The 23,588-nt window shown below is 63.2% G+C and carries 22 protein-coding genes; 13 read left to right on the forward strand and 9 right to left on the reverse strand.

Annotated features, from left to right (window positions below):
• Nucleotides 1-5 precede the first annotated feature (5 nt).
• The 3 genes from MB84_RS03870 (at nt 6) to MB84_RS03880 (ending at nt 3,592) form a co-directional block, all read left to right on the forward strand.
• Entirely contained in the window at nt 6-1,043 is a 1,038-nt protein-coding gene (locus tag MB84_RS03870) for a hypothetical protein (RefSeq protein WP_046290824.1), read from the forward strand.
• Between the two features lie 149 nt (nt 1,044-1,192).
• A complete protein-coding gene (locus MB84_RS03875) occupies nt 1,193-2,332 on the forward strand; it encodes a hypothetical protein (protein ID WP_157122627.1) in 1,140 nt (379 codons plus the stop codon).
• A 15-nt stretch (nt 2,333-2,347) separates the two neighbouring features.
• Entirely contained in the window at nt 2,348-3,592 is a 1,245-nt protein-coding gene (locus MB84_RS03880; protein WP_046290826.1) for a hypothetical protein, read from the forward strand.
• An 88-nt stretch (nt 3,593-3,680) separates the two neighbouring features.
• Here the strand turns inward: MB84_RS03880 and MB84_RS03885 are convergent, their stop codons facing one another.
• The 4 genes from MB84_RS03885 to tauA all read right to left on the reverse strand — a co-directional run bounded on the left by MB84_RS03885 (nt 3,681) and on the right by tauA (nt 8,228).
• Nucleotides 3,681-5,090, reverse strand: a complete 1,410-nt coding sequence (locus MB84_RS03885) for an amino acid permease (protein ID WP_046290827.1) — start codon at nt 5,088-5,090, stop codon at nt 3,681-3,683.
• Between the two features lie 198 nt (nt 5,091-5,288).
• Entirely contained in the window at nt 5,289-6,104 is an 816-nt protein-coding gene (locus tag MB84_RS03890) for an ABC transporter permease subunit (RefSeq protein WP_157122864.1), read from the reverse strand.
• A 154-nt stretch (nt 6,105-6,258) separates the two neighbouring features.
• Nucleotides 6,259-7,077 (reverse strand): taurine ABC transporter ATP-binding protein, encoded by an 819-nt coding sequence (locus MB84_RS03895; RefSeq protein WP_046290828.1) that lies wholly within the window; start codon nt 7,075-7,077, stop codon nt 6,259-6,261.
• 92 nt (nt 7,078-7,169) lie between these two features.
• Nucleotides 7,170-8,228: a taurine ABC transporter substrate-binding protein gene (tauA, locus tag MB84_RS03900; protein ID WP_157122628.1), complete on the reverse strand. Its 1,059-nt coding sequence runs from the start codon at nt 8,226-8,228 to the stop codon at nt 7,170-7,172.
• A 297-nt stretch (nt 8,229-8,525) separates the two neighbouring features.
• Here tauA and pdxR point away from each other — a divergent pair, with 297 nt between their 5' ends.
• A complete protein-coding gene (pdxR, locus tag MB84_RS03905) occupies nt 8,526-10,133 on the forward strand; it encodes a MocR-like pyridoxine biosynthesis transcription factor PdxR (RefSeq protein WP_046290829.1) in 1,608 nt (535 codons plus the stop codon).
• Nucleotides 10,134-10,219: 86 nt separating this feature from the next.
• On the opposite strand, the gene MB84_RS03910 is transcribed toward pdxR, so the two are convergent.
• The 4 genes from MB84_RS03910 to MB84_RS03925 form a co-directional block, all read right to left on the reverse strand.
• The gene (locus tag MB84_RS03910) at nt 10,220-10,849 is read right to left on the reverse strand and encodes a glutathione S-transferase family protein (RefSeq protein ID WP_046290830.1); all 630 of its coding nucleotides are present in this window, start codon (nt 10,847-10,849) and stop codon (nt 10,220-10,222) included.
• A 105-nt stretch (nt 10,850-10,954) separates the two neighbouring features.
• Complete coding sequence (locus MB84_RS03915; RefSeq protein ID WP_052652928.1) at nt 10,955-12,016, reverse strand: porin; 1,062 nt, start codon at nt 12,014-12,016, stop codon at nt 10,955-10,957.
• Between the two features lie 44 nt (nt 12,017-12,060).
• Nucleotides 12,061-12,483 carry a PaaI family thioesterase gene (locus tag MB84_RS03920; RefSeq protein ID WP_052652930.1) on the reverse strand — a complete coding sequence of 141 codons (423 nt, stop codon included), beginning with the start codon at nt 12,481-12,483 and terminating at the stop codon, nt 12,061-12,063.
• Nucleotides 12,480-13,436, reverse strand: coding sequence for a hydroxymethylglutaryl-CoA lyase (locus MB84_RS03925; protein WP_046290831.1), 957 nt, complete (start codon nt 13,434-13,436; stop codon nt 12,480-12,482). Before MB84_RS03925 ends, MB84_RS03920 begins: the two co-directional genes overlap by 4 nt.
• Nucleotides 13,437-13,674: 238 nt before the next feature.
• Between MB84_RS03925 and MB84_RS03930 the strand changes: the two genes are divergently transcribed.
• The 9 genes from MB84_RS03930 to yddG all read left to right on the forward strand — a co-directional run bounded on the left by MB84_RS03930 (nt 13,675) and on the right by yddG (nt 22,366).
• Nucleotides 13,675-14,457 carry an enoyl-CoA hydratase/isomerase family protein gene (locus tag MB84_RS03930; protein WP_245725476.1) on the forward strand — a complete coding sequence of 261 codons (783 nt, stop codon included), beginning with the start codon at nt 13,675-13,677 and terminating at the stop codon, nt 14,455-14,457.
• On the forward strand, nt 14,454-15,647 hold the full coding sequence (locus MB84_RS03935; RefSeq protein ID WP_245725477.1) for a CaiB/BaiF CoA transferase family protein: 1,194 nt from the start codon (nt 14,454-14,456) through the stop codon (nt 15,645-15,647). The genes MB84_RS03930 and MB84_RS03935 overlap by 4 nt, the downstream gene beginning before the upstream one ends.
• Before the next feature lie 28 nt (nt 15,648-15,675).
• Nucleotides 15,676-15,906, forward strand: a complete 231-nt coding sequence (locus tag MB84_RS31415) for an enoyl-CoA hydratase/isomerase family protein (protein WP_281192315.1) — start codon at nt 15,676-15,678, stop codon at nt 15,904-15,906.
• Nucleotides 15,896-16,486, forward strand: a complete 591-nt coding sequence (locus MB84_RS03940; RefSeq protein WP_281192316.1) for an enoyl-CoA hydratase/isomerase family protein — start codon at nt 15,896-15,898, stop codon at nt 16,484-16,486. Before MB84_RS31415 ends, MB84_RS03940 begins: the two co-directional genes overlap by 11 nt.
• Entirely contained in the window at nt 16,479-18,146 is a 1,668-nt protein-coding gene (locus MB84_RS03945) for an AMP-binding protein (protein WP_046290834.1), read from the forward strand. The genes MB84_RS03940 and MB84_RS03945 overlap by 8 nt, the downstream gene beginning before the upstream one ends.
• Nucleotides 18,147-18,225: 79 nt before the next feature.
• Entirely contained in the window at nt 18,226-19,602 is a 1,377-nt protein-coding gene (locus MB84_RS03950; RefSeq protein WP_046290835.1) for an MFS transporter, read from the forward strand.
• A gap of 132 nt (nt 19,603-19,734) precedes the next feature.
• Nucleotides 19,735-20,250 carry a MarR family winged helix-turn-helix transcriptional regulator gene (locus MB84_RS03955; protein ID WP_046290836.1) on the forward strand — a complete coding sequence of 172 codons (516 nt, stop codon included), beginning with the start codon at nt 19,735-19,737 and terminating at the stop codon, nt 20,248-20,250.
• Nucleotides 20,251-20,355: 105 nt separating this feature from the next.
• Nucleotides 20,356-21,300: an NAD(P)H-dependent flavin oxidoreductase gene (locus MB84_RS03960; RefSeq protein WP_046290837.1), complete on the forward strand. Its 945-nt coding sequence runs from the start codon at nt 20,356-20,358 to the stop codon at nt 21,298-21,300.
• 157 nt (nt 21,301-21,457) lie between these two features.
• The gene (yddG, locus tag MB84_RS03965; RefSeq protein WP_046290838.1) at nt 21,458-22,366 is read left to right on the forward strand and encodes an aromatic amino acid DMT transporter YddG; all 909 of its coding nucleotides are present in this window, start codon (nt 21,458-21,460) and stop codon (nt 22,364-22,366) included.
• Between the two features lie 44 nt (nt 22,367-22,410).
• Here the strand turns inward: yddG and MB84_RS03970 are convergent, their stop codons facing one another.
• A complete protein-coding gene (locus MB84_RS03970; RefSeq protein ID WP_046293388.1) occupies nt 22,411-23,526 on the reverse strand; it encodes an alkene reductase in 1,116 nt (371 codons plus the stop codon).
• Between the last annotated feature and the right edge of the window lie 62 nt (nt 23,527-23,588).

The raw sequence follows: 23,588 nt of genomic DNA on the forward strand, positions 1-23,588 counted from the left end.
GACGGATGGCGTTGCTCGACGACTTCAACCGCCGTCTGGAAGAAGCGGGGTGGCCCGACGACGCCGAGTTTCGGGGCTTCCTGGCGCGGTTCGCGAATCTTGGGCCTATCGACACGCTACGTAATTGCTTTACCTGCGGGCACAAGCAGGACATTCTGATCTGGGCCGGGCAATGTCACGTGTCGTCGTATGGCGCTGGACGGGATTTTCTGGTGCGAGATCAAATGCTGGGTCATGCCATCGATGCCTCCCAAAAGTTGCTGGGCGCACTGCATTCCGATGCCCGGGACCACATGCTGCGGCGCGCGTGGATTGGCCCGCGTTTCCAGATCGTCCTGTCATTTCCCGAACTTGCGCTGAACCTTCCGCTGGGGCGTTCGTGTTTCGGGGCCGAGCCGGGGGCGCTGTCGTACGACGAGGCCAGGGCACTGCTCCTTGGTCGCGACGGGGACACACCATCGCTTCTGGAGCAATTTTCCAATGAGATGGACCATACCCGTACGCCGTATTCCGATATTGACGTCTGGGCGGCATGGTATGCCTGTATCGGGCGCTGCATTGGTGGAAAACCGATCAGAGAATTCAGCGCAGATCCCGCCGAATTGAGAACACTCGGATTGGCCTTGCGAGCGTTGGGAAGCCGGGTATCCGGATGTTCGTACGCCAGCGATCTTCCGCTTTTTCGGATTCTTGGCGACAGCCTGGAGGCATTCGACCACGCACAGGATGGGAAGAACGTCGCATTAGGATGGATCGATATCGCGGGCTACCACTTGCAAGCCGGAGATGAACAACGCGCGAGCAGCGCGTACATGCGTGCCGGGGGAAGGTTCCATCAGATAGCTGAACGATTGATGGCGCAGGGGAAGTCGGCCGAAGGGAACGAATGCCTGGTGCAAGCGCATGACGCTTATGAAAAGGCGGCGGCTCATCGCGCGAATGCGGCGGTGAGCAGCGGCACTTCCGGCTCGACCGTCGCGCAGGCGCACGCAGCCCCGGACGAACCGGTAAATGCTGCGGGAATCCATAGCGATACCCCGTAGACCAGCGTTCAAGATCTCACTTGCCTTCATGAAGGCTTCGCCGCGCCGATGATGGGAATTCGCTGATCGCGAGCGCGGCGAAAACTGAAAGAGAACGTCTCAAGCCCCGGCGCAGACTGGTGGCTCCAAGCCTCTGCGAGACGACGTTCATGCCAGAAATCTATTCCGCCCCGCCGCCAAACTTTCGGGTCCCGAACTATCCGAACCATAGGCTCAGCGAAAGCCGAATCGATCAGTTGACGCGCATCACCGATCTGTTCGTCGACGCAGACCCGCCCACGGACGCGGCAATCGACGCGGTCATGAGTCGCTTTGCACATATGGGACCGGGCGATATGGCGCTTGACTGGCTGGCCAACCAGGACAAGAAAGCGATCTTGTGTCGCGCGGTGCGAAGTCACGTGGCGACGTTCGGCGCGGGCCGCGATTTTCTTGAGCGCCGTGGGCTGCTCCTCCAAGTTGACCAGGATTCTGCAGACCTGATCGGTGCGCTTCCCGCGCGGATCAAAGAGACGATGATCACTCTCGCAAGTCTCGGCGATTGCGGGCAGATCGTCCTCAAGTTCCCGGGCATCGGATTGCGCATTCCCCTCGGACGTACCTTGTTAGGTACCGGAGAGGGCGCATTGACGATGTACGAAGTGAGGCAACTGCTGATGTATCAGGAAGGACGGTCGGAATCGCTGCTGGAGAAGTTCTCCGCCGGGCTCGGGCGTGTCGATGCAGCCTACCCGGACAACGAGGCATGCCATGTCTGGAACGACTTGATTGAGCGATGCGTCGACGGCAAGCCGATCGATCAGTTCAGCAATGATCGGACGATGTTGGGCGTGTTGGCATTTGTACTGAGAGCACTGGCGGGTCGTGTATCGGCGCGCGGGCTCCATCACGAATTTCCAATACCACGCATGCTCACCAATAGTGCGATAGCGTATTTTCATGCCGACGATCCCAAATCCTGTGCGGAAAGCTTGATCGAAATGGGCGATTTTCACCAACGAAGAAGCGATTTTCGCAACGCGGCATGGGCGAACAAGATTGCGGCAAATGTTCTTGCCGGTGCTGCGCTCGGCCTCTGGAACGTCGGGCGATATGTGGATGCAGACGAGTGCCGACAATTGGCATACACGGCCTATGTGACCGAAAGGGCGTTAGCGGCCGCCGCAGGTGAGGCGAGCGCCACCGTACCTCCCGAGGAGGAAGGATCTTCGCCGTCTCTCACGCTCGGCACAAATATCTCTCAATCCGAATTTGAAACGTTGTGGGCCGAACGTAAATCTCGTATTTAACCGATGTAATCCTGTATGCCAAATATCTCTGAAATCATTGGCCAGATCCTCACGGTATCGGGCGCGCCGCCCCAAAGTCATCGCGATAGCGCCATCGCTCAACTGAAAGATTTCACTCGTCAGTTCAACGATGGCAACTGTCCCTCGGAGCAGGTGATCGACGACTTCATGCGGAACTTCGATTCCACGGAACTGTTGGGTCCTGTGCTTCGCGGGCTGTCCGAAGAAAAAAAGGAGGAGATCCTGCGTGCCGCAGCGCGCTGCCACGTGGGTTCGTTCGGTCGGGGCCGCGAGTTTCTCGCCAAATCCAACCAGCTTCATCTCGTCGATCAGGATTGCGCAGCGCTGCTTGGCGCGTTGTCCGCAGAGGTTAGAGCGAAGATGATCGACCGCGCGTACGTGGGTCCTCGGGGGCAGATCGTCCTTCCCGTCCCGGATATCGGGTTGCATATCCCTCTCGGACGTACCTCGCTAGGAACCGGCGAGGGTGCATTGACGACCCATGAGGTACGGGGGCTGCTGATGTATCAGGAGGATGGATGTCACTGGCTACTGGAGATATTTTCCGCAAAGCTTGCGCACTTTGACGAGCAGACACCCGATACCGAGACATGTCATGTCTGGTCCGACCTGATCGACCGATACATTGATCGCAGACCGATTGCAGAATTCAGCGAGGTGAAGGCGGTTCTGGAAGCACTGGCATTTACCCTGATGACGCTTACGGACCGTGTCTGCACGCACGGGGACACCGAGGAATTTCCAATCCGTCGTATGCTCGTCAATAGCGCGCAGGCGTATTTTCTTGTCGGGGATCATATGCACTGTGGGGCTGCCTTATTGAGGCTTGCGAAATTCTATTCCGCTAAACGCAACGCAGCCGAAGGTGCAGACGCAGCTAAGCTTGCGGCAAGCGTGCTCGCCAGAGATGCGCTCGCGCTTTGGAAAGACGGTCGAACTAGCAGAGCCGTCGCTAGCCAGCAAATGGCACTGTGCGCGTACGCGGGGGAAGCCGAGTTAAGGGGTGTGCGCCGTTTGCACGTGCCAGCAACAACCGGAGCGGGCGATGAACCCGTGCCGCTCCCCGCGCTTGTCGAACACATCAGCCGGTCTGATTTTGAGGCTGCGTGGGCGAGGCAACTGTCACGGGCCGAGGAAATACACTCGCAACTTTTGTCGAACATAAGAAGTTTGTTAGGCGAGAGAAGACTCGAGCGATCGAGGGCCGCCCCGCCTGATGCCACACGTCGGTCCGAGTGAGTCGCGCTCCACCATAACGCGATGCGCAAGAGAGGGCGCCAGTACCCACATGTCGCCTCTCTTGCGCATCGAATTCCGGCTTTCCCGCCTAGACTGGCGAGTCGAACTCCGGATCCGACGAGCGCAGCTTGCGCCAGATCGAGCGCACGGTGAACGCGACCAGCAGCACCGTCAGACTCACGACACCCAGCGCCAGCGGGGTGCGTTGATCGGGAATGAAGGCCATCGCACCGACGATGGACAACATCCCGAGAATCGCCACCCACGTGAGGTACGGAAATCCCCACATACGAATCTTGAGCCGGCCCGGTGCTTCGCGCTCGAGTCGCTTGCGCAGCTTCAACTGCGAGAACGCGATCAGCACGTACACGAAGATCGCCACGGTGCCGTAAGAGTTCACGAGGAACGCGAACACGGTATCCGGCGAGACATACGACATCACCACAGCCACGTAACCGAACAGTGTGCCGACGAGAATCGCCCGCACCGGCACGCCGCGCGAGTTCAGTTTCGCAAGCGAGCGCGGTGCGTCGCCACGACGCGTCAGTGCAAAGAGCATGCGCGACGAGGCGTACAGCCCCGAGTTCAGTGCGGAGAGTACCGCCGTCAGCACCACGGCGTTCATGATGTGCGCGGCTGCCGGAATGCGCATCGCTTCGAGCGCACTCACATACGGCGTTGCCATACCGGCCGAATTCCAGGGCACGAGCATCACGACCAGCAGAATCGAGCCGATGTAGAAGAACAGCACCCGGCCGATGACCGAGTTCGTGGCACGTGCCACCGCCTGCTGCGGCTCGGCGGCTTCGGCAGCGGCAATCGTCACGATCTCCGCACCGAAGTAGAACCCTGTCGCCGCTACCGCTCCGGACATCACCGGGCCGATGCCGTTCGGCATGAAGCCGCCGTGCGAGAGCAGATGTCCGGTGCTGGCGACCGCGCCCGGCCACATGCCGAACACGAACAGTCCACCGAGGAACAGAAACACCACGATCGCCGCGACCTTGATCGACGCGAACCAGAATTCGAATTCGCCGTATGACGCGACCGACACCAGATTCGTCAGCGTGAGCACCACGAGCAGCACGAGACTGATGGCCCACGCCGGAATGTCCGGCAACCAGAACTGGATCAGGTTCGCACCGGCCACGGCCTCGACGGCGACCACGATCACCCAGAAGTACCAATACATCCAACCCGTCAGGAAACCGGCCAGTTCGCCGCCGACCGGCTTGTCGTTCCACGCCAGCCGCGCATATTCGTAGAACGATCCCACGGCAGGCATGGCGCACGCCATTTCGCCGAGCATGCGCATGACCAGCACCACCAGCGCGCCGGTAATCAGAAACGACAGCACCGCTGCGGGGCCTGCCGCGTGCACGACCACGCCGCTGCCGACGAACAGACCGGCACCGATCACGCCGCCCAGCGCGATCATGCTCATGTGACGTTGTTTGAGGCTCGATTGCAGATGCGTTCCGTTTTCACGATTGGCCATGACGACCTCCTGTGAGCGGGTGCGCGAAGCGGGGGATCACTGCGAGGACTGCAACGAGGGGGGAACTGCCGATGAATGTCTCAACTGCCACACAACCTCCTTAACACCTTGTTTGACCTCAGGTGCGGCGCGGTAGGAACCGGGGGGCGCGCCGCCCTGCGTCTTTTTGTGATGACCAACGCAACTGCTTCTGCCTTGTCAGACCTTGCCTTTCCAGGGCACGAGTACGCGCTCGAGATAGCGCATGATGAGATCGAACCCGAAGGCGAAGAAGCCGATCACGATGATCCCCATGATCACGATGTCCGACGCGAGGAATTCCGCCGCGTTGAGCACCATGAAACCGAGACCGCTCGATGCCGCCACCATTTCGGCGGCCACCAGCGTGGTCCAGCCCACGCCGATACCGATGCGCATGCCGGTGAAGATTTCCGGCAGCGCCGATTTCACGATCACGTGCATCACGATCTGGCGCGGCGATGCGCCCATCGAATACGCCGCGTGAATCTGCTCCATCGAAACGGAGCGAACGCCCGCCCGCGCCGCAATCGCCAGCGGCGCGAAGATCGCCAGATAAATCAGGAACACTTTCGAGAACTCGCCGATGCCGAACCAGATGATCACGAGCGGCAGATAGGCCAGCGGCGGCAACGGGCGATAGAACTCGATGGGCGGGTCGAACACGCCACGTCCGATGCGCGAGACGCCCATCAGAATGCCGACGGGAATCGCCGTCACACATGCGAGCGCAAACGCGCCGAACACGCGGTACAGACTGGCGAGCGTGTGCTGCCACAGCGTCGAGCCTGCAAAACCCTCGGTCGACACCTGAATGAACTTCTCGACGATGGCGCGCGGTCCCGGCAGGAAAAGAGGCTTGATCATTCCCGACGACGTAATGGCGATCCAGATCGCCAGTAGCGCGAAGACGGTCACGACGCTGATGGCCAGGCTCGGTCCCTGACCGGGTGCGCCGAACGATTCACCGGCCTTCACGGGGCGCGGAGCGAACATGCGGGCGAAGAACCCCTTGCGGCGCGGTGCGCGCGGCGTATTCAGGGCAGAGGGCGGGCGCTGCATGCCGCTGCCATTCGTGGCGGACGGCGCCTGCGGGGTAGTGACGGGTTTGGTCAACATGATGGCTCGTCTCCGGCTTCGATCAGACACATCAGGCCGCGACCGCACCGGCAGACGCAGTCTGCCCGGCACGCTCGTCACCGTAGATGATGCTGAGCACCGTCTCGCGCATGGCGATGAAATCGGGGCTCGACTTGATGGCGCGCGCATCGCGGCATTCGAGATAGCGCTTGTTGAAGTCGAGTTCGTAGGTGTGCGTGATGCGTCCGGGGCGCGGCGACATCACGATCAGGCGACTCGCGAGAAACAACGCTTCTTCCACGCTGTGCGTGATGAAGAAGATCATCTTCTGCGTCTCGCGCCAGACATCGAGCAACAGTTCCTGAATGGTCTCGCGAGTGAGCGCGTCGAGCGCTGCCATCGGTTCGTCCATCAACAGCATCGATGGATTGCAGGTCAGCGCACGCGCGATCCCCACGCGCTGCTGCATGCCCCCAGAGAGCTGATAGATCATGTGATTGTGGAAGTCCTGCAAGCCGACGAGCGCGAGATTGCGTGCAGCACGGGCGCGTCGCTCCGTCTTGGGAATGCCTTGCAGCTTCAGACCGAATTCGGTGTTTTCCATCACGCTCAGCCACGGCAGCAGCGCATGCTTCTGGAAGACGACGCCACGGTCGGCGCCGGGGCCCTCGATGGGGGCGTCGCCGAGCAGCAATTCACCGGACGTCGGGGCGATGAAGCCAGCCATCAGACTGAGCAGCGTGGTCTTGCCGCAGCCCGAAGCGCCGAGCGCGACAACAAAATCACCGGGTGCGATGGTCAGATCGACGTGGGCGAGCGCCTGCACCTGCTCGCCGGGACGCCGGCCGGGATATACGACGCTCACGTCGTTGACGATGAGTTGTTCCATGAAGCCCTTCTCCAGTCGATCCAGCGAATCCAGCGATCGGGGGAGGGGATGGCGCGCCGCACGACTGCCCGGCGCGTCGGCCCCGGTGCGGCTTACTTCAGTTTGAGCGCGGCGTCGACGTAACGCGACGTGACGAACGGCGTGTAGTCCGCCTTGACAGCGTTGATCTTCTGCTGACGCTTCAGGAAGTCGGCGGTGTCCTTCAGTGCCTTCGCTGCGCGGCTATCCTTACCGCCGCCGAGCCATTCCGCAGATGCCTGTTGCTCGGCCGACGGATAAGCGTAGAGCGACAGTGCGCCCGGCACGTCTTCCGGCTTGCCGCCGATCGTCTTGACGATGGATTTCACCTGCGGGGAGCCCGCCGTCCACGCCGCCTGATTCGGACGGTAAGCCGCATCGGCGCTGGCGATCACCTTGACGAATTTCGCCATGAAATCGGCGTTCGCCTCACCCCACTTGCGGTCGACCGCGATGCCATCGAACGTCGGCTTGCCCTGCTTCGACAATTCGCCCGACGTGATCAGCACATGACCGCTTTGCTTGATCTGCGCGAGTGCCGGATCCCACACGTAAGCCGCGTCGATGTCGCCGCGCTCCCATGCAGCTACGATCTGGTTCGGCTGCATGTTCAGGACCTGGACTTCGGTCGGCTTGATGCCCCATTGCTGCAGGGCGAACATCGTGTGGTAGTGCGTCGTCGAGACGAACGGCACGCCGATCTTCTTGCCCTTGAGGTCGGTCGGCGTCTTGATGTTCGACGCGTTGCGCACGACCATCGCTTCGGCCTGATTGATGTCGTCCAGGATCCAGAAGAGTTGCAGGTCGAGCCCTTGCGAGACGGCCGCCGCCATCGGGCTGGAGCCAAGCACGCCGATCTTGATGTCGCCCGAGGCCAGCGCCGTGGCGACCTTGGCGCCCGATTCGAACTGGCGCCAGTGGATCTTGTAACCCGTCGCTTTCTCGAATTCGCCGCTCGAAATGGCGACCAGCCACGGATCGACGATCTGCTGGTACGCAATCGTCACCTCTTTCTCCTGCGCCTGCGCTGTTGCGGGTGCCGCCAATCCGAGCACCAGGGTTGCGGGCAAGGCCGCAGCCGCCAGCGCCGTCGCCGCGAACACCCGTCGCAGTCGGTTCGGAAGTCCAGTCATGGTTCACCTCGGTTCGAAAGGTTTTCGGTGGAACTCTCGGGTTGACGCATCTGGCATGACAAATCGGCGTCAAGTGACTGCATCATTGCCGCGCACATTTTTGTTCGTTAGAGCCAGTTGGCCGCATTTGATGATGCCAACTGGTCCAGTTGCCCCATGATCGGCCTGCAAGCCGCATGAATGCTCGAATCTCGCCTGTTTTCGCTCGTCTGCGGATAAACCCCAATTCGGAATAAACGTCACCGTCTCATGAGTAATAATTGACGTTCTAGAAGTGACAGACAAAAAGGGGACGCGATGTCGAGCCGGATTTCCGCGGCGATGTGGAACCAGTTGTTTTTGGTGTCGGCGCGAGCGGGCATGAGTTTGCAGAGCCAGATTCGTCAGATGCTCGTGTCGGCGATTCTGGACGAGCGTCTGATGCGCGGTGCGGCCGTGCCGTCGTCACGCGAGCTGGCCGAAGGGCTGGGCGTGGCGCGCAACACGGTGGTGCTGGCCTACCAGCAGTTGGTCGACGAAGGCTATCTGATCGCGCGGGAGCGGCGTGGTTACTTCGTCAATGGCGATATCCTCGCGCCGCGCGTGGGGTCGCAGCCCGCGAGTGCGCGCGACCGGGGGGGGCGTGACGGTCGTGACGGTCGTGATGGGAAGCACGCGCAGGAAGGACGGGACGCGATGGAATCCGCTGGCACCATTGCGCCGCTGGATCCGTCCACGCCCGACTGGGAGGGACGCTACGTCGTGCGGCCTTCGGCGCAGCGCAACATCGTCAAACCCATCGACTGGCAGCAGTACCAGTACCCCTTCATTTACGGGCAGTTCGATCCCACGATGTTCCCGACTGCCGACTGGCGCGAGTGCTGCCACAAGGCGCTTACCGTCATGGAGATTCGCGACTGGGCGCCGGACATGATCGCGCGCGACGACGAAACGCTCATCCAGCAAATTCGCACGCGCGTGTTGCCGCGTCGCGGCGTGTGGGCCGATGCCGATCAGATCGTGCTCACCAACGGTGCGCAGCAGGCGCTGTATCTGCTCGCGGATTTGCTGGTAGGCGCACGCACGACCGTGGGCGTCGAAGACCCCGGTTATCCCGATGCCAGAAACATTTTTGCGATGCGCACGCCGAAGCTGGTCGGGCTGCCGGTCGACGAGCACGGGTTGCCGGTGGACGAGCGCTTGTCGCAGTGCGATTACGTGTATGTCACGCCGTCGCACCAGTGCCCCACGACCACGACGATGCCGCTCGCGCATCGCGAGGCGTTGCTGCGTCGCGCGGAGGCCGACGACTTCGTGTTGATCGAGGACGATTACGAGAGCGAGAACAGCTATTCGGACATTCCGATTCCGGCGCTCAAGAGTCTGGACCGCAGCGACCGGGTGATTTACATCGGCAGTCTGTCGAAGTCGTTTGCGCCCGGATTGCGGCTGGGGTATATCGTCGCGCCAGCGGCGCTGGTCAATGAGCTGCGTGCGTTGCGCCGGTTGATGATCCGTCACCCGTCGGCGTTCATTCAGCGTTCGTTCTCGATGTTCCTCGCGCTTGGCCATCACGACGCGCTGTTGCGACGTCTGGCCGACACGTACGCCAAGCGTGCCGAAGTGCTGAGCGCGGCGCTCTCGACGCACATGCCGGAAGCGTCGTTCGTGCGTGTGAAGGGCGGAGCGTCGTGCTGGGTGCAGGGGCCGTCGCAGTTGAACGCGAACGTGCTGGCGGCGCGGGCAAAGTCGCGCGGCATTCTGATCGAGCCGGGCGACGTGTTTTTCATGGGGGATCGCCCGCCGCGCAACATGTTCCGGCTCGGCTTTTCGTCGATCCGGCTTGAGCACATCGAAGCGGGTGTCATCGCGCTGGCCGAGGTCATGCGCGAGACGTTGGCCGAGGCGACGTCGGCGCAGCGCTGAAGGAATGCGGACGCAGCGAAAGCAACCCGCGCCGTAATAGGCTAATGGCGGCCTGGTGGCGGCCTCACGTCGCTATCACGTCGGTCTCACGGCGTGCCGTTGCGTCCGTACAGACGGAAACCTTCGCGCTCGGACAGCGTCTCGTAGTAGACCGACACGGCCTCCAGTTGTGGACGCTCGATCGGCACGCTGAACCAGCGATGCGCCGACAGGCCGACGGGGATGTCGGCGAGCGTGAAGTGATCGCCGCTCACGAAGGCCTGCGTCGTTTGCAACTGACGCTCGAGTACGCGCATGAAGTCGTTCCAGCGTGCAGTGTTGGCGGCGAGTGCCTGCGGATCGTCGTAGCCGGGCGAGCGACGAATCAGCGACAGAAACGCGTACTTCCACGCCGGATTCAGATCGGACGACTGCCAGTCGATCCATTGGTCGACGCGGGCACGCTCGCGCGGGTCGACGGGATAGAGGTCTTTGCGTTCGCGCGACGCGGCGAGATAACGCAGGATGCTGTTCGACTCCCAGAGGACGAAGTCCTCGTCTTCGATCACCGGCACCATCAGGTTCGGGTTGAGTGCCGCAAACGCAGGGACGTCGAGCTTGCGCGAGGGGTCGCCGTCGCCCCACGGTTCGTTGGTGAAGGGAATGCCAAGCTCGTGAGCGACCCACAACACCTTACGCACGTTGATGGACGCGGGTCTGCCGAGAATGCGAAGCATGCAAATCCTTCATCGGTGGGAGCAATGACCCGATTCTAGTCACGTCCCCACCGCAATGACAGATACAGATGTTCCGCTTCCCGGCCAGAACAGTTCAGTGTTCCGTCAGAACGTATGACGCAACCCCAACGAGACCCCGACCTTGCTGCCGTAGGTGCCTTGCGAGGCGATCAGCGTGTATTTGCCGCTGATGTTGTTGTGGTCCACTTCGAGATAAACGTCCGTGCGCTTGCTCAACTGATAGTCCGCCATACCGTAGACGGCGGTACGTTTGCCGCCCGGCTGCGCCTGCCAGTCGACGAAGCCTCCGACCCCCAGCGTGAGCGCAGGCAGCGGGTTGTAGCTCAGGCCGAGCAGCATCACGTTGCTACGCGTCTCGACTTCTGTCAGTTGGCTGTGCAGGTAGCCTGCCGTCGCCCGCCACGCGCCGAACGCCGCGCCCGTCGAAAAGCCGAATGTGTTGCGCGACTGTGTGCCGTCCGCCGATGTCAGGCGCTGGTACAGCAGCGTGCCGTTGACGCCACCCGCCGTATAACCCGCCGTCACACCCACACCCGAGTTCGCATGCGTATCGCTCGCCGCGTTGCCGAAGGTGTAGGCCGTGCCCAGCGAGAAGCCACCGGCGTCGAGCGTGTACTTCACGGTGTTGTCGAGACGGCTGCCGACATAGTTGCTGGCGACGATCAGGGTGTCGAGGTTCGGGTTGTTGAAGATCTGTGCTGCGCCCATCGCGGTATAGCCCAGGCTGTACTGACGGCCCACCGACAACGCGCCGTAGCTGCCGCGCACGCCGACGAATGCCTGGCGGCCGAACAGCCGTCCCGCACCGTTGGACGACGCCTGCCCGAAGCCCGCGCTCTTCGTGCCTTGCAACGACGTGCCGTCGTCGAGACTGAAACCGCTCTCCAGCACGAAGAACGTCTCCAGATCCGGCGCAAGTTTTTCGGTGCCCTTGATGCCCCAGCGCGACCCGGTGAACGAGCCTTGCGAGGCGCTGAACAGCTTGCCGTCGCTCGCGTTGGCGTTGGTCTCGTAGCGGATGGCCGTGTCGATCAGGCCATAAAGGGTGACTTCGGCGTGCGCACTCGCGGGGACGAGCAGTGCAGACGAGGCAAAGGACAGGCAGGCCGCAGCGTACCCGAGGCGGCGTCGTGTTGCGAAAGGCATGAAACGTGTCTCCGATGTGGTTTTTGTGGTGTTGCAGTGGTGGATCAGGGCGGCGGCGAGGCACTGCGTGTTGCGACTGCAAACACGGCGCTGGCGGTCGCGAGCGGGCGACCTTCCGCGTCGAGTACCTCGGCCTCGCAGAACGCGAGCGAGCGGCCGCTGCGGCGCACGCGCGCGTGTGCCGCGATGCGGCCACGCGCCGGGCGCAGGTAGTTGATCGTGAGGCTGGCCGTGCCGAGGTTGTCGTAGGCACCGCTCGCGCGCGTGGCGACACCCATCGCCGTGTCCAACAGCGCAGCAATCAGGCCGCCGTGGGCGTTGCCGTGACGATTCGTATGTCGGTCGAGCACGTCGCACGCGAGTACGGCCGTGCCGTCGCCCGCGCCGACGAGTGCGAATCCGTTATCGAGACAGAACTGCGAATCGGTGCGCAGTTCGCGGTCGAGGTCGGCGGCGTCCCGGCTCATTGCATCGTCGCCGCACGGGCGCTCAACGGCGGCAGCAACATCGGATTGAGCCCGGTGCGGGCTACGCGGCTCGCCAACTGGCGACCGAGCGCCGTCTCACAGGCTTGCGACGCGGCCATCATGGCCGTCAGATCGATGCCGGTGTCCACGCCCATCGTTTCGAGCACGTTGACGAAGTCCTCCGTGCAGACGTTGCCGGTCACGCCGCCGCCGTACTGCACTTTTGCGGGATGACCGCCCGTACCGCCGAAGGCGACGTCGAAGTGGCTCACGCCCGCTTCGAGCGCGGCGAGGTAGTTGACGATGCCGGTGCCACGCGTGTCGTGGAAGTGCGCGATGGCGTGGACGTCGGGAAACGACGACAGCATCTGCGCGAACAGCGTCTTGGTCGATGCCTGCGTTGCTACGCCGATGGTGTCGCCGAGCGTGATGTATTGCACGCCGAGCGATGCGAAACGGGCCACGTCTTCCATGACGCTGGCCGGATCGATCGCGCCTTCAAAGGGACAGCCGAACGCCACGGAAATCGTGCCGACCAGACGGAAACGGCCTTGCGCCGCCTTCGCCATCGATTCGACGCGCAGCCACTGACCCGCACGCGACTGCTTGAGATTGCGCTCCGAGTGCGAATCGCTCGCCGAGACCAGCAGGCTGATTTCGTTGACGCCGATCCCGGCGTCGAGATCGCTCAGCGCGCGCTCGACGGCCCGCGTGTTGGCACACGTCGCCTTGTAGTGAACGCCGTCGACACGGGGCAGCACGGTGAGCAACTCGCTCGCGTCGGCGAACTGCGGCACCACGGCCGGGTTGGAGTAAGACGTGGCTTCCACACGACGAAATCCGGCGCGCGCGAACCGATCGATCAGGTCGCGTTTGGTGTCGGTGCAGAGGAACGCGGTCTCGTGCTGCAGACCGTCGCGGGCGAAGCATTCGCACAGGATCAGATCGGACATGACATGCGGGCGCTGCGCGCCGGAAGTGAGTTCGGATGGAGCGCATGAAATCACTTAATGCGATGCAATGTCAAATAATTTATGAATCGCCATACAAGGGGTTTCCCGTATTTTGTCTGATTAGGCGAAATTTTATTGAGATGACTACGTAAGGATAGGATTATTTTGTTGGACGACGTCACATTTTGTGGATTAGGCTAGCCGTCATACCCTGTTTCACCTCTGGCTGATGAATCCGATGTCTCGAACCTCCCGCAACATGACGTATCCCGACTCCCTGTTGATCGAAGATCGCGGCGCTGTGCGCGTGATCACGATGAATCGCCCCGACAAGCGCAACGCGCTGAACAACGAACTGACGCAGGCGCTGCTGGCGGCATTGCGTGAGGCCGACGCCGATCCCGGCGTGAACGCCATCGTGCTCGCCGGGGCAGGACAGAGCTTCTGTGCCGGGGCCGACGTCAAGGAGTTTGGCGGCTTCGTGGCGGGCGGCAGCGATGCGGACGCTTCGCAGGCCGCGCTCAAGCGTGCGCACCTCACCACGTCGCTGCATCGGGCGTTCGTCGAGATCGGTACGCCGGTCGTCGGTGCGGCGCAGGGCTACGCGATGGGAGGCGGGGCAGGGCTGGCGCTGGCCTGCGATCTGCTGGTCGTGGGCGAGAGCCTCAAGCTCGGCTATCCGGAACTGAAGCACGGCATCGTGGCGGCCATCGTGATGGCCAATCTCGTGCGTCAGGTGGGCCGCAAGACGGCGTTCGAGCTGGTGTCGACAGGCGATACCGTCGACGCGTCGCGCGCGCTGGCGCTCGGCCTTGCCAATCGTGTCAGCCCCGACGACACACTGGTCGACGACGCCGTGGCGCTTGCCGCGCGTCTGGCCGACTACGATCCGGTGTCGATGACGGCGACCAAGCGCCTGTTCCATCGCGTGGCGGATCTGCCCCTCACGCAGGCGTTCGACGTCTCGCTCGATACGAACCTGATGATGCGCAGCTTCCCCAAGCGCGCCCCGAAGTCGTGAGCGCACCGATGAAGCCGCTGGCCGGTGTGACGATCCTCGAATTGGCGCGCGTACTGGCGTGCCCGTTCGCCGACATGATCCTTGCGGAACTGGGCGCGACGGTCATCAAGATCGAGCAGCCGGGCAGCGGGGACGAGACGCGCACTTTCGAGCCGAAAGTCGGCGACGAATCGGCGTACTACTTCGCCTGCAACCGCAGCAAGCAGTCCGTGACGGCGAACATGAAGACGGAAGCGGGGCGCGCGATCATCCGCGATCTCGCCTCGCGCGCCGACGTGCTGCTGGAGAATTTCCCCGTCGGCACCCTCAAGCGCTACGGCCTCGATCAGGCGGCGATGCGCGAAGCCAACCCAAAGCTCATCTACGTCTCATGCACGGGTTTCGGTCAGACCGGTCCATACGCGAACCGCAAGGGCTACGACACCGTCTTTCAGGCGATGGGCGGGCTGATGAGCCTGACGGGCGAGCGCGGCGGCGGTCCGGTCAAGCCGGGGCTGCCGATCGCCGATTTGTCGTCGGGTTTGTGGATCGCGATTGCCATTCTGAGTGCCTTGCAGGGGCGCACGCAAACGGGCGCAGGCTGTCACGTCGATTTCTCGATGCTCGACGGCCAGGTCAGTCTGCTGACGCTGGCCGCGGGTCGTTACTTCGCGCTGGGCGAAGTGCCGCCGCGCCTGGGCACGGAACATCCGGGACGGGTGCCGTCGGCCACGTTTGCGTGCAGTGACGGGGCTTACGTCCACATCACGTGTAGCGATCAGCACTGGTTGCCGCTGTGCGAGTTGCTCGGCCTCGACGCGCTGGCGGCCGACGCCGCGCTGTCGACCAATGCGGGCCGTGTCGAGCATCGCGACCGCCTGATGGCGGCGCTGAGTGCCGCCATCGCGGGCAGAGCGCGTCGCGAGTTGTGCGACGCGTGCGACGCCGCGGGTGTGCCCGCAGGCCCCATCCAGCATGTCGACGAAGTGCTCGCCGATCCGCACGTGATTGCGCGCGGCATGGTGAGCGCGTTCGAGCATCCGTCCATCGGCAAGTTCGGCGCGCTGCCGGTGCCGTTCAAATTCGACGGCTTTGCCGATCCCGAAGTGGGGCGTCCGCCATTGCTGGGAGAGCACACCGACGAGGTGCTGGCGAAGCTCGGTTATGCCCCGGCGCAAATCGCGAATTTGCGTCGCGAAGGCGTCATCTGAATTCGATTCGACGTTAGGAAAGACAAGCATGAAAGATTGGGAGACATTGGAGATCGTGCGTCAGGACGCGGTCGTCGAAGTCGTGCTGAACCGGCCGCAGCAGCGCAACGCGCTGAACGCCGCGATGTGCGACGAACTGCGCGCCACCGTTCAGGCGTTGCGCGACGACGACGCGGTGCGCTGCGTGATCGTTCGCGCCAACGGGCCGGTGTTCTGCGCGGGGGGCGGATCTGAAGGAGCGTCAGGGGATGAGTCTTGACGATGTGCGCGCACGCCGTATCAAGGCGTTTTCCGCCTACGACGCCATCGAGCAGATCGGCAAGCCGTGCATCGCGCTCGTGGAAGGTCCTGCTATCGGGTCGGGCGGCGAGATCGCCATGGCGTGCGATTTCATCGTCGCGACCGACGCTGCCGCGTTCCGCACCCCCGAAGCGCTGTGGGGGACGGTCGGCGCCACGCAGCGCATGCCGCGCGCAGTGGGTAAGCGTCTCGCCAAGGACATGGCTTTCACCGGTCGCACATTGTCGGCGCAGGAAGCGCACGATGCCGGGTTGGTGTCGCGCATCGTGCCAGCGGACGGCGCGCTGGACGCCGTGCGTGTCATGGCGCAGACGATTGCCGCCGCACCGCCGCTGGCGATGCGTCTCACGAAGGATTGCATCGACCGTGGCGTGGAGACCGACCCCGCCGGTGCGCTCGCCATCGAGATGCTCGCCATCGACACGTTGCTGCAAAGTCCCGACTGGGGCAGCAAGATTGCGCGTTTCGGCAGCGGCAAGAGCAACGATGTCGATCATGCAGCAAACCAGGAGACGAAGCTGGGAGGCGGTCATGCCTGAAGTTCACGACGTGGGGCATGAAGGCTACGCTAGCCTGTTCGGGCTCGAAGGGCCGGTCACGCTGCCCGCCATTCTCGCGGCGCGCGCGCATGCAACACCCGACGCCGAAGCGCTGGTGATCGAAGGTGAGCGCATCGACTATCGCACGCTGAGCGAGCGCGTCGCGCAGGCGGCTGCGCGCATGGTGCATCTGGGCGTTCAGCACGGCGAGCACGTCGGCATTCTGATGGGCAACTCGGTGGATTGGGTGGTGCTGTTTTACGCGGCGGCGTCGATCGGTGCGGTCGCCGTGCCGGTCAACACCCGATTCAAGTCCGACGAGCTGAACTACTGCCTGAGTCAGGGCGACGTACGTGTGCTGTTCTACGTCGACACGTTCCTCAACATCGACTACACGGCTTTGCTGCGCAGTGTCGAGCCTGCCTTCGATGCGCAACTGCCGGGCGACTTTCTGCCACTGCTGCGCCGTGCCGTGATGGTGGGCGACAGTAAGCGAGGTTTGCCGCAAGGCGTCGAGCATTTCGATGCTTTGCCGGACACGCCCGCGTTGCGCGACGAAGTCGCGCGCCGCTGTGCCGCAGTCTCACCCGACGACGTGCTGCTGATTCAGTACACCTCTGGCACGACATCCTTCCCGAAGGGCGTGCTGCTGCGTCATCGCAATATGCTGATGAACGCCGCCGCGTCGGCGCAGCGCATCGGTGTGCGTGCCGATGACCGCTACTTCAGTGTGCGGCCGTTCTTCCACGTGGCGGGCACGACGATGTCGCTGCTCGTATCGCTGGTGACAGGGGCGTGCCTGCTGTCGGTGCCGTCGTTCGACGTCGCGCGCGTGCTGACCATCCTCGATGAAGAGCGCTGCACGCTGACGTCCGGCAACGACACGATTTTCCTCATGATGATGGGCCACCCCGAATTCCGTCGCGAGCGCATTCACCTGCGTGGCGGCTGGGCCGCTGCGGGACCGGAAATCATGCAGAAGATTCACGACGTGATGGGCGTGCCTTACATGGTCGGTGCGTATGGGCAATCGGTGGCGTCGCCCAACGTGGTGCTCAACGACTGGCGCGATCCGCTCGAATTGCGCGTGGGCGGATGGGCGAGCCCGCATCCCGGTATCGAGATCCGCACGGTGTCCCCTGAAACGGGCGACGTGCTCGGTGCGAACCAGCCTGGCGAGATTCAGGTGCGCGGGTGGAGCGCGATGAAGGGCTATTACGACAAGCCGAAGGAGACGGCGCAGGCGTTCAGCGACGACGGCTGGCTGCGCACGGGCGATCTCGGCGTGATCGACGGCGGAGGGCGCATGCGCATGCTCGGCCGTCTGAAGGATGTGTTCCGCGTCGGTGGCGAGAACGTGGCGCCTGCCGAAGTGGAGGAGACGCTGTTCACGCACCCGGCTGTGCAACTGGCGCAGGTCGTAGGGGTGCCGGACGCCCGTCTGGGCGAAGTGCCTGCGGCGTTCGTGGTGCTGCGCCCCGGGGCGGAGGTCACGAGCGAAGCGTTGATCGACTGGTGTCGCGCGCGTGCGGCGAATTTCAAGGTGCCGAGATATCTGCGATTCGTCGATTCGTTCGACGGTATCGGCATGACGGGTAGCTCGAAAGTGCAGAAGAACAAGCTGCGCGACTACGCGATTCGGGAGTTCGGTTTGTCCTGAGACCTGACGGTCGGGCGTCGATGGACACGACGTCCGACCCACCACCGAACCTCATCAAAAAATCAAGATTGGAGGAGACATGACTTCACATACGACGACGGCGTCACAGCCGTTCGGCGGGACGGACACGCCTGGCGCGAGCGCGGTCGGTCAGGTGGTCGAGGAATCGACCTACCGCAAGATCGCCTGGCGCACGCTGCCGTTGCTGTTCGTTTGCTACATCGTCAACTACATCGACCGGGCGAACATCGGCATCGCGCAGATTCAGTTCAAGGCGGATTTGCATTTCAGCGATCTCGTCTACGGCATCGGCGCGGGGTTGTTCTTCGTCGGCTTCCTGCTGTTCGAGGTGCCGAGCAACCTCATGCTCGCTCGCATGGGGGCACGCAAGACGCTGTTGCGCATCATGACGCTCTGGGGTGCGGTCTCATGCGCGATGATGTTCGTGCGCACCCCCACGGAGTTCTACGTCGCACGCATGCTGCTCGGTGCGGCAGAGGCGGGTTTCTTCCCCGGGCTGATTCTGTATCTCAGTTACTGGTTTCCGGCGGAGCGGCGTGCGCGTGTGACGGCGTTGTCGTTTGTCGCGATTCCGATTGCGACGATGATCGGCGCGCCGACGTCGGGCTGGATCATGCGCAGCTTCCATCAGATTCACGGACTCGCTGGCTGGCAGTGGATGTTCCTGCTCGAAGGCATTCCCGCGATCCTGCTCGGTGTCGTGGTGTTCTTTGCGCTGGAAGACCGTCCGGAGCAGGCCAAATGGCTGAGCGACGACGAGAAAGCGCGGCTCACGAATGTGCTCGACGAGGAGCGTCGTCAAAAGGCGAGCAAGGGCGGTCATGGCCACGGAGGGACGCTGGCGGCGCTGGGCGACTGGCGCGTGTACGTGGCGGGGCTGGTGTCGTTCTGTGCCTATGTGCTGGCGAGCACCATCGCGTTCTTCGCGCCGCTCGTGATTCAGTCCACTGGTGTGAAAGATCCGTTCCACGTCGGTCTGCTCTCGGCGATTCCGCCGGTGGTCGGCATCGTGTCGATGCTGATCGTGAGCCGCCATTCGGACCGTCGGCGCGAGCGTCGCTGGCATGCGTCGGTGCCGTTGATGTTCGCGGCGGCGAGCCTCATGGTCATGCCGTACCTGTCGCATAACGTCGAGCTGGCCGTGGTCTTGCTGGCAGTCGCGACAGCGGGGCACCTTTCGAGTTTGTCCGTCTTCTGGACGATTCCGTCGACGTACCTCGCGCCCGCTAGTGCGGCTGCCGGGATTGCGGTGGTGAGCAGCATCGGTGCGCTGGGCGGCTTGGTGGGGCCGAGCGTGATCGGCTACGTGAAGACGACGACGGGCAGCCTCGCGCTCGGCTTGCAGGTCGCCGGATGCTTCGTGCTGTTCGGCAGCATTCTGCTGCTCGTGGGGATTCCTGCGCGGCTGTTGCCCAAGGGTGTTTCCCGTAAGTGAGGGCATCCGTGGTTGCGCGCCCGAGACGGAGTGCAGTCCGTGCGGAATCAAGGCATGTGCGGGTTTGACCGGGCACTGGCGAGGCGATAGCATGACGCCATTCCATTGCCCGCCTACCGGCTGATTCGTCACATGCCCAAGCCCAACCCCTCGCGCTCGCCCGAACCGGCGAGCGCGGCACCGTCCGACTTGCGGCAGCTCACGTCGTTTCAACTGCGCCAACTGACGAACATCTACACGAAGGGTTCGTCCAGCGTGTACGAGCGCAACTTCGGTCTGACGCTCAACGAATGGCGCTCCATCGCGTTGCTGCACAGCAGCGACGGCATGTCGCTCAACCGGCTTGCCGAGCAGGCACAGTTCGACCGGGGGCTGATGAGCCGTACGGTGACCGCGCTCGAAGCGCGTGGCATTCTCCAACGCAGCACCGACAGCGCCGACGCGCGCGGTGTCGTCATCTCGCTCACGGCCCAAGGCCGCGATCTCGTGAAGCAGGTGTTTCCCGTCGCCGAAGAACTCAACGACCGTCTGTTGTCCGTACTCACGCGCGCAGAGCGCGATGCGTTGCCCAAGATACTTGACAAGCTCACGTATCAGGCGAGGATCATGCTGGAGCAGGAGCGGGAAGAGGCCGGTGAGGGGCTCTGACTGAGTTGTTGGTTTTGCGGTAAATTATTTGACAATGAATCATATGTACCTTAGATTGACGAGCATCGTCAATGCGCGTCTGCGCGGTATTTCGAGGGACTTTTCATGCTTCAGACCCGCCTCACTCGGCTGTTGAATATCAAATATCCCATCATCCAGGCCGGGATGAGCTGGGCGTCGTCCAACGCGGCGTTGCCGATTGCCGTCTCGAATGCGGGCGGGCTGGGCGTGATCGCTGCCGGACCGATGTATCTCGATGCCTTTCGCGACACTGTGCGCGAAGTGAAAGCCGCCACCGGTGGCGCTTTCGCCGTCAACATCCCTTTGTATCGCCCGCAGGCCGAGCAGTTTCTCGACGTCATCGATGAGGAAGGCGTGCCGGTGGTGATCGCGTCGCAAGGCGCCCCGAAAGCGCATCTCGAACGCTTCCAGTCGCGCGGCGTTCGCTGGATTCACGTGGTCTCGACGATGCCGCACGCACGTAAGGCAGCGGATGCGGGCGTGGATGCCCTTGTCGTCGTGGGCGCAGAGGCGGGCGGGCATCCCCCTGTGAACGGCGTGAGCACGCTCGTAGCCGTACGGCGTGCGGTCGTCGAATTCGACCTGCCGATCGTCGCGGGCGGTGGCGTGGCAGATGGCTATGGCGTGGCCGCGCTGCTGGCGCTCGGTGCCGATGCCGTGCAGCTTGGCACGCGGTTTCTTGCGACGCGCGAGGCGGGCGTGCATGAGAACTACAAGCGCGCGGTACTCGATACCGATATAGACGGTACGACGCTCGTCGGCGTGCGGGGGCTACCCGTTCGCATGACGCGTAATCAATTCGCCGAGCGCGTATTGCTGGCCGACAAGGAAGCGCCGGACGCCGCTGCGTACGACGCACTGTTCAAGTCCAGCTCGCTCAAACAGGCGGCGCTCGATGGCGATGTCGCGTGGGGCAAGGTCGAACTCGGCCAATCGGCCGGATTGATCGGCGATTTGCCCGCAGCGGCAGACGTCATGGCGCGTCTGGTGGAGGAGTGCGAGCGCGCGGCACGGCGGTTGGCCGGATAAGCGTGCGCCGGTTCGCTCATGGCGGGCAACGACGGCGCGACACGCTTCACACCGACGTTTCCGAATCGGTGTAGCGGGCGGATCGCGTGCGTACGATGCAGCACGTTTCGTATAATCCTGCGCTGGCCACTCACCCTTCATCGACGCAGGAAACCGCATGAACAGCAGGAACAAGGCGACACTCATTGGGCTGAGCGCAGTAGTGCTCTGGGCGTCGATTGTGGCGCTGATTCGCGGCGTGAGCGAAAGCCTCGGCGCGACCGGCGGTGCGGCGGCGATTTACTCGGTGGCGTCGCTGTTCCTCGTGCTGACGGTCGGCTTTCCGAAGCTCAGCACGTTCCCGCGTCGTTATCTGGTGTGGGGCGGCTTGCTCTTCGTCGCCTATGAACTGTGTCTGTCGCTGTCTATCGGCTACGCGAATACGGCGCGTCAGGCGATTGAAGTCGGTATGGTGAATTACCTATGGCCGACGTTCACCCTCGTTTCGGCCATCCTCTTCAACAAGCAGCGCGCGAACTGGCTGGTGGTGCCCGGTTTTGTGTTGTCGATGCTCGGCATCTGCTGGGTGCTCGGCGGCGATCAGGGACTCGATCTGCCCGGCATGCTCGTCAACATTGCCGATAACCCGTTGAGCTACGGACTGGCCTTCGTCGGCGCGATTATCTGGGCGGGGTATTGCACGGTGACGGCGCGAATCGCCGAGGGCAAGAATGGCGTGACGCCGTTCTTCATGCTCGTGGCCGTCGCGCTCTGGATCAAGTATTTCGCCGGTGGCGGTGGTGCGATGTCGCTCGACCTGCACTCAGGCGTTTATCTCGTGCTGGCCGCCGCCGCGATGGGCTTCGGTTATGCGGCGTGGAACGTAGGCATCCTGCGCGGCAATGTGACGATCCTCGTCGGCGCGTCGTATTTCATTCCCGTCTTGTCCGCAGCGCTCGCTGCACTGCTGCTGCACACGCCGTTGTCCGCGCCCTTCTGGCAGGGCGCGTGCATGGTCTGCGGCGGGTCGATCCTCTGCTGGCGGGCGACGCGCGCAGGGAAGGCGCGCATCGCCACGGCGTCATGAAATCCGCTGGTCTGCCCGTTCGCTAGTTCGCGCAGACAGCGTCTTCAGGCGGCCGCTTTGACCATCGTCGGATAGTCTGTCAGGCCGCGTGCACCGCCACCGAACAGCGTGTCGCGATGATGCAAGGCCAGCGGCGCACCGACGCGCAGGCGCTCCGTGAGGTCCGGATTCGCCACGAACGGACGGCCGAAGCCAATGAGGTCGGCCCATCCTTCCGAGACGGCTTCGCGTGCGCGCTGCGCCGTGTAGCCGCCGGCGTAAATCAGCACGCCGGGGTATACCGCGCGCAACTTCAGCTTGAACTCGACAGGCATCTCCGGCGCGTCGTCCCAGTCCGCTTCTGCAATGTGGATGTAGCCGACGCCCAGCTCACCCAACAACTTCGCTGCGGCGAGATAAGTCGTTTCCGGATCGGCGTCGACGCAGCCGTTAAGCGTGGTCAGCGGCGCGAGACGGATGCCGACGCGCTTCGCATCGCCCACGCCCTCGATCAGTGCTTCGGTCACTTCGCGCAGGAAGCGCAGACGGTTGTCCAGCGAGCCGCCGTAGGCGTCAGTCCGCGTGTTGGCGTTCGAGTCGATGAACTGGTTCACGAGATAGCCGTTGGCACCGTGCAGTTCCACGCCATCGAAGCCCGCTTCGATGGCGTTGCGGGCCGCCGCGCGGTACTGATCGACGATCTCGCCGATCTCCTTGATGCTCAGCGCGCGCGGTGCCGATGCCTGCACGAAGCCGGGCGTCGCGCCGTCTTCGCCAGCGATGAAGACGTTCACGCCTTCGGCCTGAATCGGCGACGAGGAGACGGGCTGACGACCACCGAGCAGGCTCGTGTGGCTCAGTCGGCCCACATGCCATAGCTGCGCGAAGATGTGTCCGCCAGCGGCATGCACGGCCTCGGTCACGGTGCGCCAACCGGCGACCTGTGCGGGCGAATGAATGCCTGGCGTCCACGCATAGCCTTTGCCGAGCGGCGCGATGTACGTGCCTTCGCTGACGATCAGACCGGCACCGGCGCGTTGCGCGTAGTACTCGGCCATCAGGGTGTTGGGGACGTCGCCGGGCTGGCTCGCACGCGAGCGGGTCATCGGCGGCATCACGATACGGTTCGGCAGCGTGATCGCGCCGAGTTGCAGCGGTTGAAACAGAGGATCCTGAGTCATGATGAATGCTGTGTTGTCGTCGCGGTGCTCGGGCCGCGACGTGAGGGTTCGATAGCTGTGGA

Origin of the sequence: Pandoraea oxalativorans (genome assembly GCF_000972785.3) — a bacterium.
Taxonomy (GTDB): Bacteria; Pseudomonadota; Gammaproteobacteria; order Burkholderiales; family Burkholderiaceae; genus Pandoraea; species Pandoraea oxalativorans.

What these genes read in the sequence shown, in the direction of transcription:
- MB84_RS03870 (WP_046290824.1), top strand. Translation starts at nt 6, where the DNA reads ATGGCGTTGCTCGACGACTTCAACCGCCGTCTGGAAGAAGCGGGGTGG.
- MB84_RS03875 (WP_157122627.1), top strand. Translation starts at nt 1,193, where the DNA reads ATGCCAGAAATCTATTCCGCCCCGCCGCCAAACTTTCGGGTCCCGAAC.
- MB84_RS03880 (WP_046290826.1), top strand. Translation starts at nt 2,348, where the DNA reads ATGCCAAATATCTCTGAAATCATTGGCCAGATCCTCACGGTATCGGGC.
- MB84_RS03885 (WP_046290827.1), bottom strand. Translation starts at nt 5,090, where the DNA reads ATGGCCAATCGTGAAAACGGAACGCATCTGCAATCGAGCCTCAAACAA.
- MB84_RS03890 (WP_157122864.1), bottom strand. Translation starts at nt 6,104, where the DNA reads ATGTTCGCTCCGCGCCCCGTGAAGGCCGGTGAATCGTTCGGCGCACCC.
- MB84_RS03895 (WP_046290828.1), bottom strand. Translation starts at nt 7,077, where the DNA reads ATGGAACAACTCATCGTCAACGACGTGAGCGTCGTATATCCCGGCCGG.
- tauA (WP_157122628.1), bottom strand. Translation starts at nt 8,228, where the DNA reads ATGACTGGACTTCCGAACCGACTGCGACGGGTGTTCGCGGCGACGGCG.
- pdxR (WP_046290829.1), top strand. Translation starts at nt 8,526, where the DNA reads ATGTCGAGCCGGATTTCCGCGGCGATGTGGAACCAGTTGTTTTTGGTG.
- MB84_RS03910 (WP_046290830.1), bottom strand. Translation starts at nt 10,849, where the DNA reads ATGCTTCGCATTCTCGGCAGACCCGCGTCCATCAACGTGCGTAAGGTG.
- MB84_RS03915 (WP_052652928.1), bottom strand. Translation starts at nt 12,016, where the DNA reads ATGCCTTTCGCAACACGACGCCGCCTCGGGTACGCTGCGGCCTGCCTG.
- MB84_RS03920 (WP_052652930.1), bottom strand. Translation starts at nt 12,483, where the DNA reads ATGAGCCGGGACGCCGCCGACCTCGACCGCGAACTGCGCACCGATTCG.
- MB84_RS03925 (WP_046290831.1), bottom strand. Translation starts at nt 13,436, where the DNA reads ATGTCCGATCTGATCCTGTGCGAATGCTTCGCCCGCGACGGTCTGCAG.
- MB84_RS03930 (WP_245725476.1), top strand. Translation starts at nt 13,675, where the DNA reads ATGTCTCGAACCTCCCGCAACATGACGTATCCCGACTCCCTGTTGATC.
- MB84_RS31415 (WP_281192315.1), top strand. Translation starts at nt 15,676, where the DNA reads ATGAAAGATTGGGAGACATTGGAGATCGTGCGTCAGGACGCGGTCGTC.
- MB84_RS03940 (WP_281192316.1), top strand. Translation starts at nt 15,896, where the DNA reads ATGAGTCTTGACGATGTGCGCGCACGCCGTATCAAGGCGTTTTCCGCC.
- MB84_RS03945 (WP_046290834.1), top strand. Translation starts at nt 16,479, where the DNA reads ATGCCTGAAGTTCACGACGTGGGGCATGAAGGCTACGCTAGCCTGTTC.
- MB84_RS03950 (WP_046290835.1), top strand. Translation starts at nt 18,226, where the DNA reads ATGACTTCACATACGACGACGGCGTCACAGCCGTTCGGCGGGACGGAC.
- MB84_RS03955 (WP_046290836.1), top strand. Translation starts at nt 19,735, where the DNA reads ATGCCCAAGCCCAACCCCTCGCGCTCGCCCGAACCGGCGAGCGCGGCA.
- MB84_RS03960 (WP_046290837.1), top strand. Translation starts at nt 20,356, where the DNA reads ATGCTTCAGACCCGCCTCACTCGGCTGTTGAATATCAAATATCCCATC.
- yddG (WP_046290838.1), top strand. Translation starts at nt 21,458, where the DNA reads ATGAACAGCAGGAACAAGGCGACACTCATTGGGCTGAGCGCAGTAGTG.
- MB84_RS03970 (WP_046293388.1), bottom strand. Translation starts at nt 23,526, where the DNA reads ATGACTCAGGATCCTCTGTTTCAACCGCTGCAACTCGGCGCGATCACG.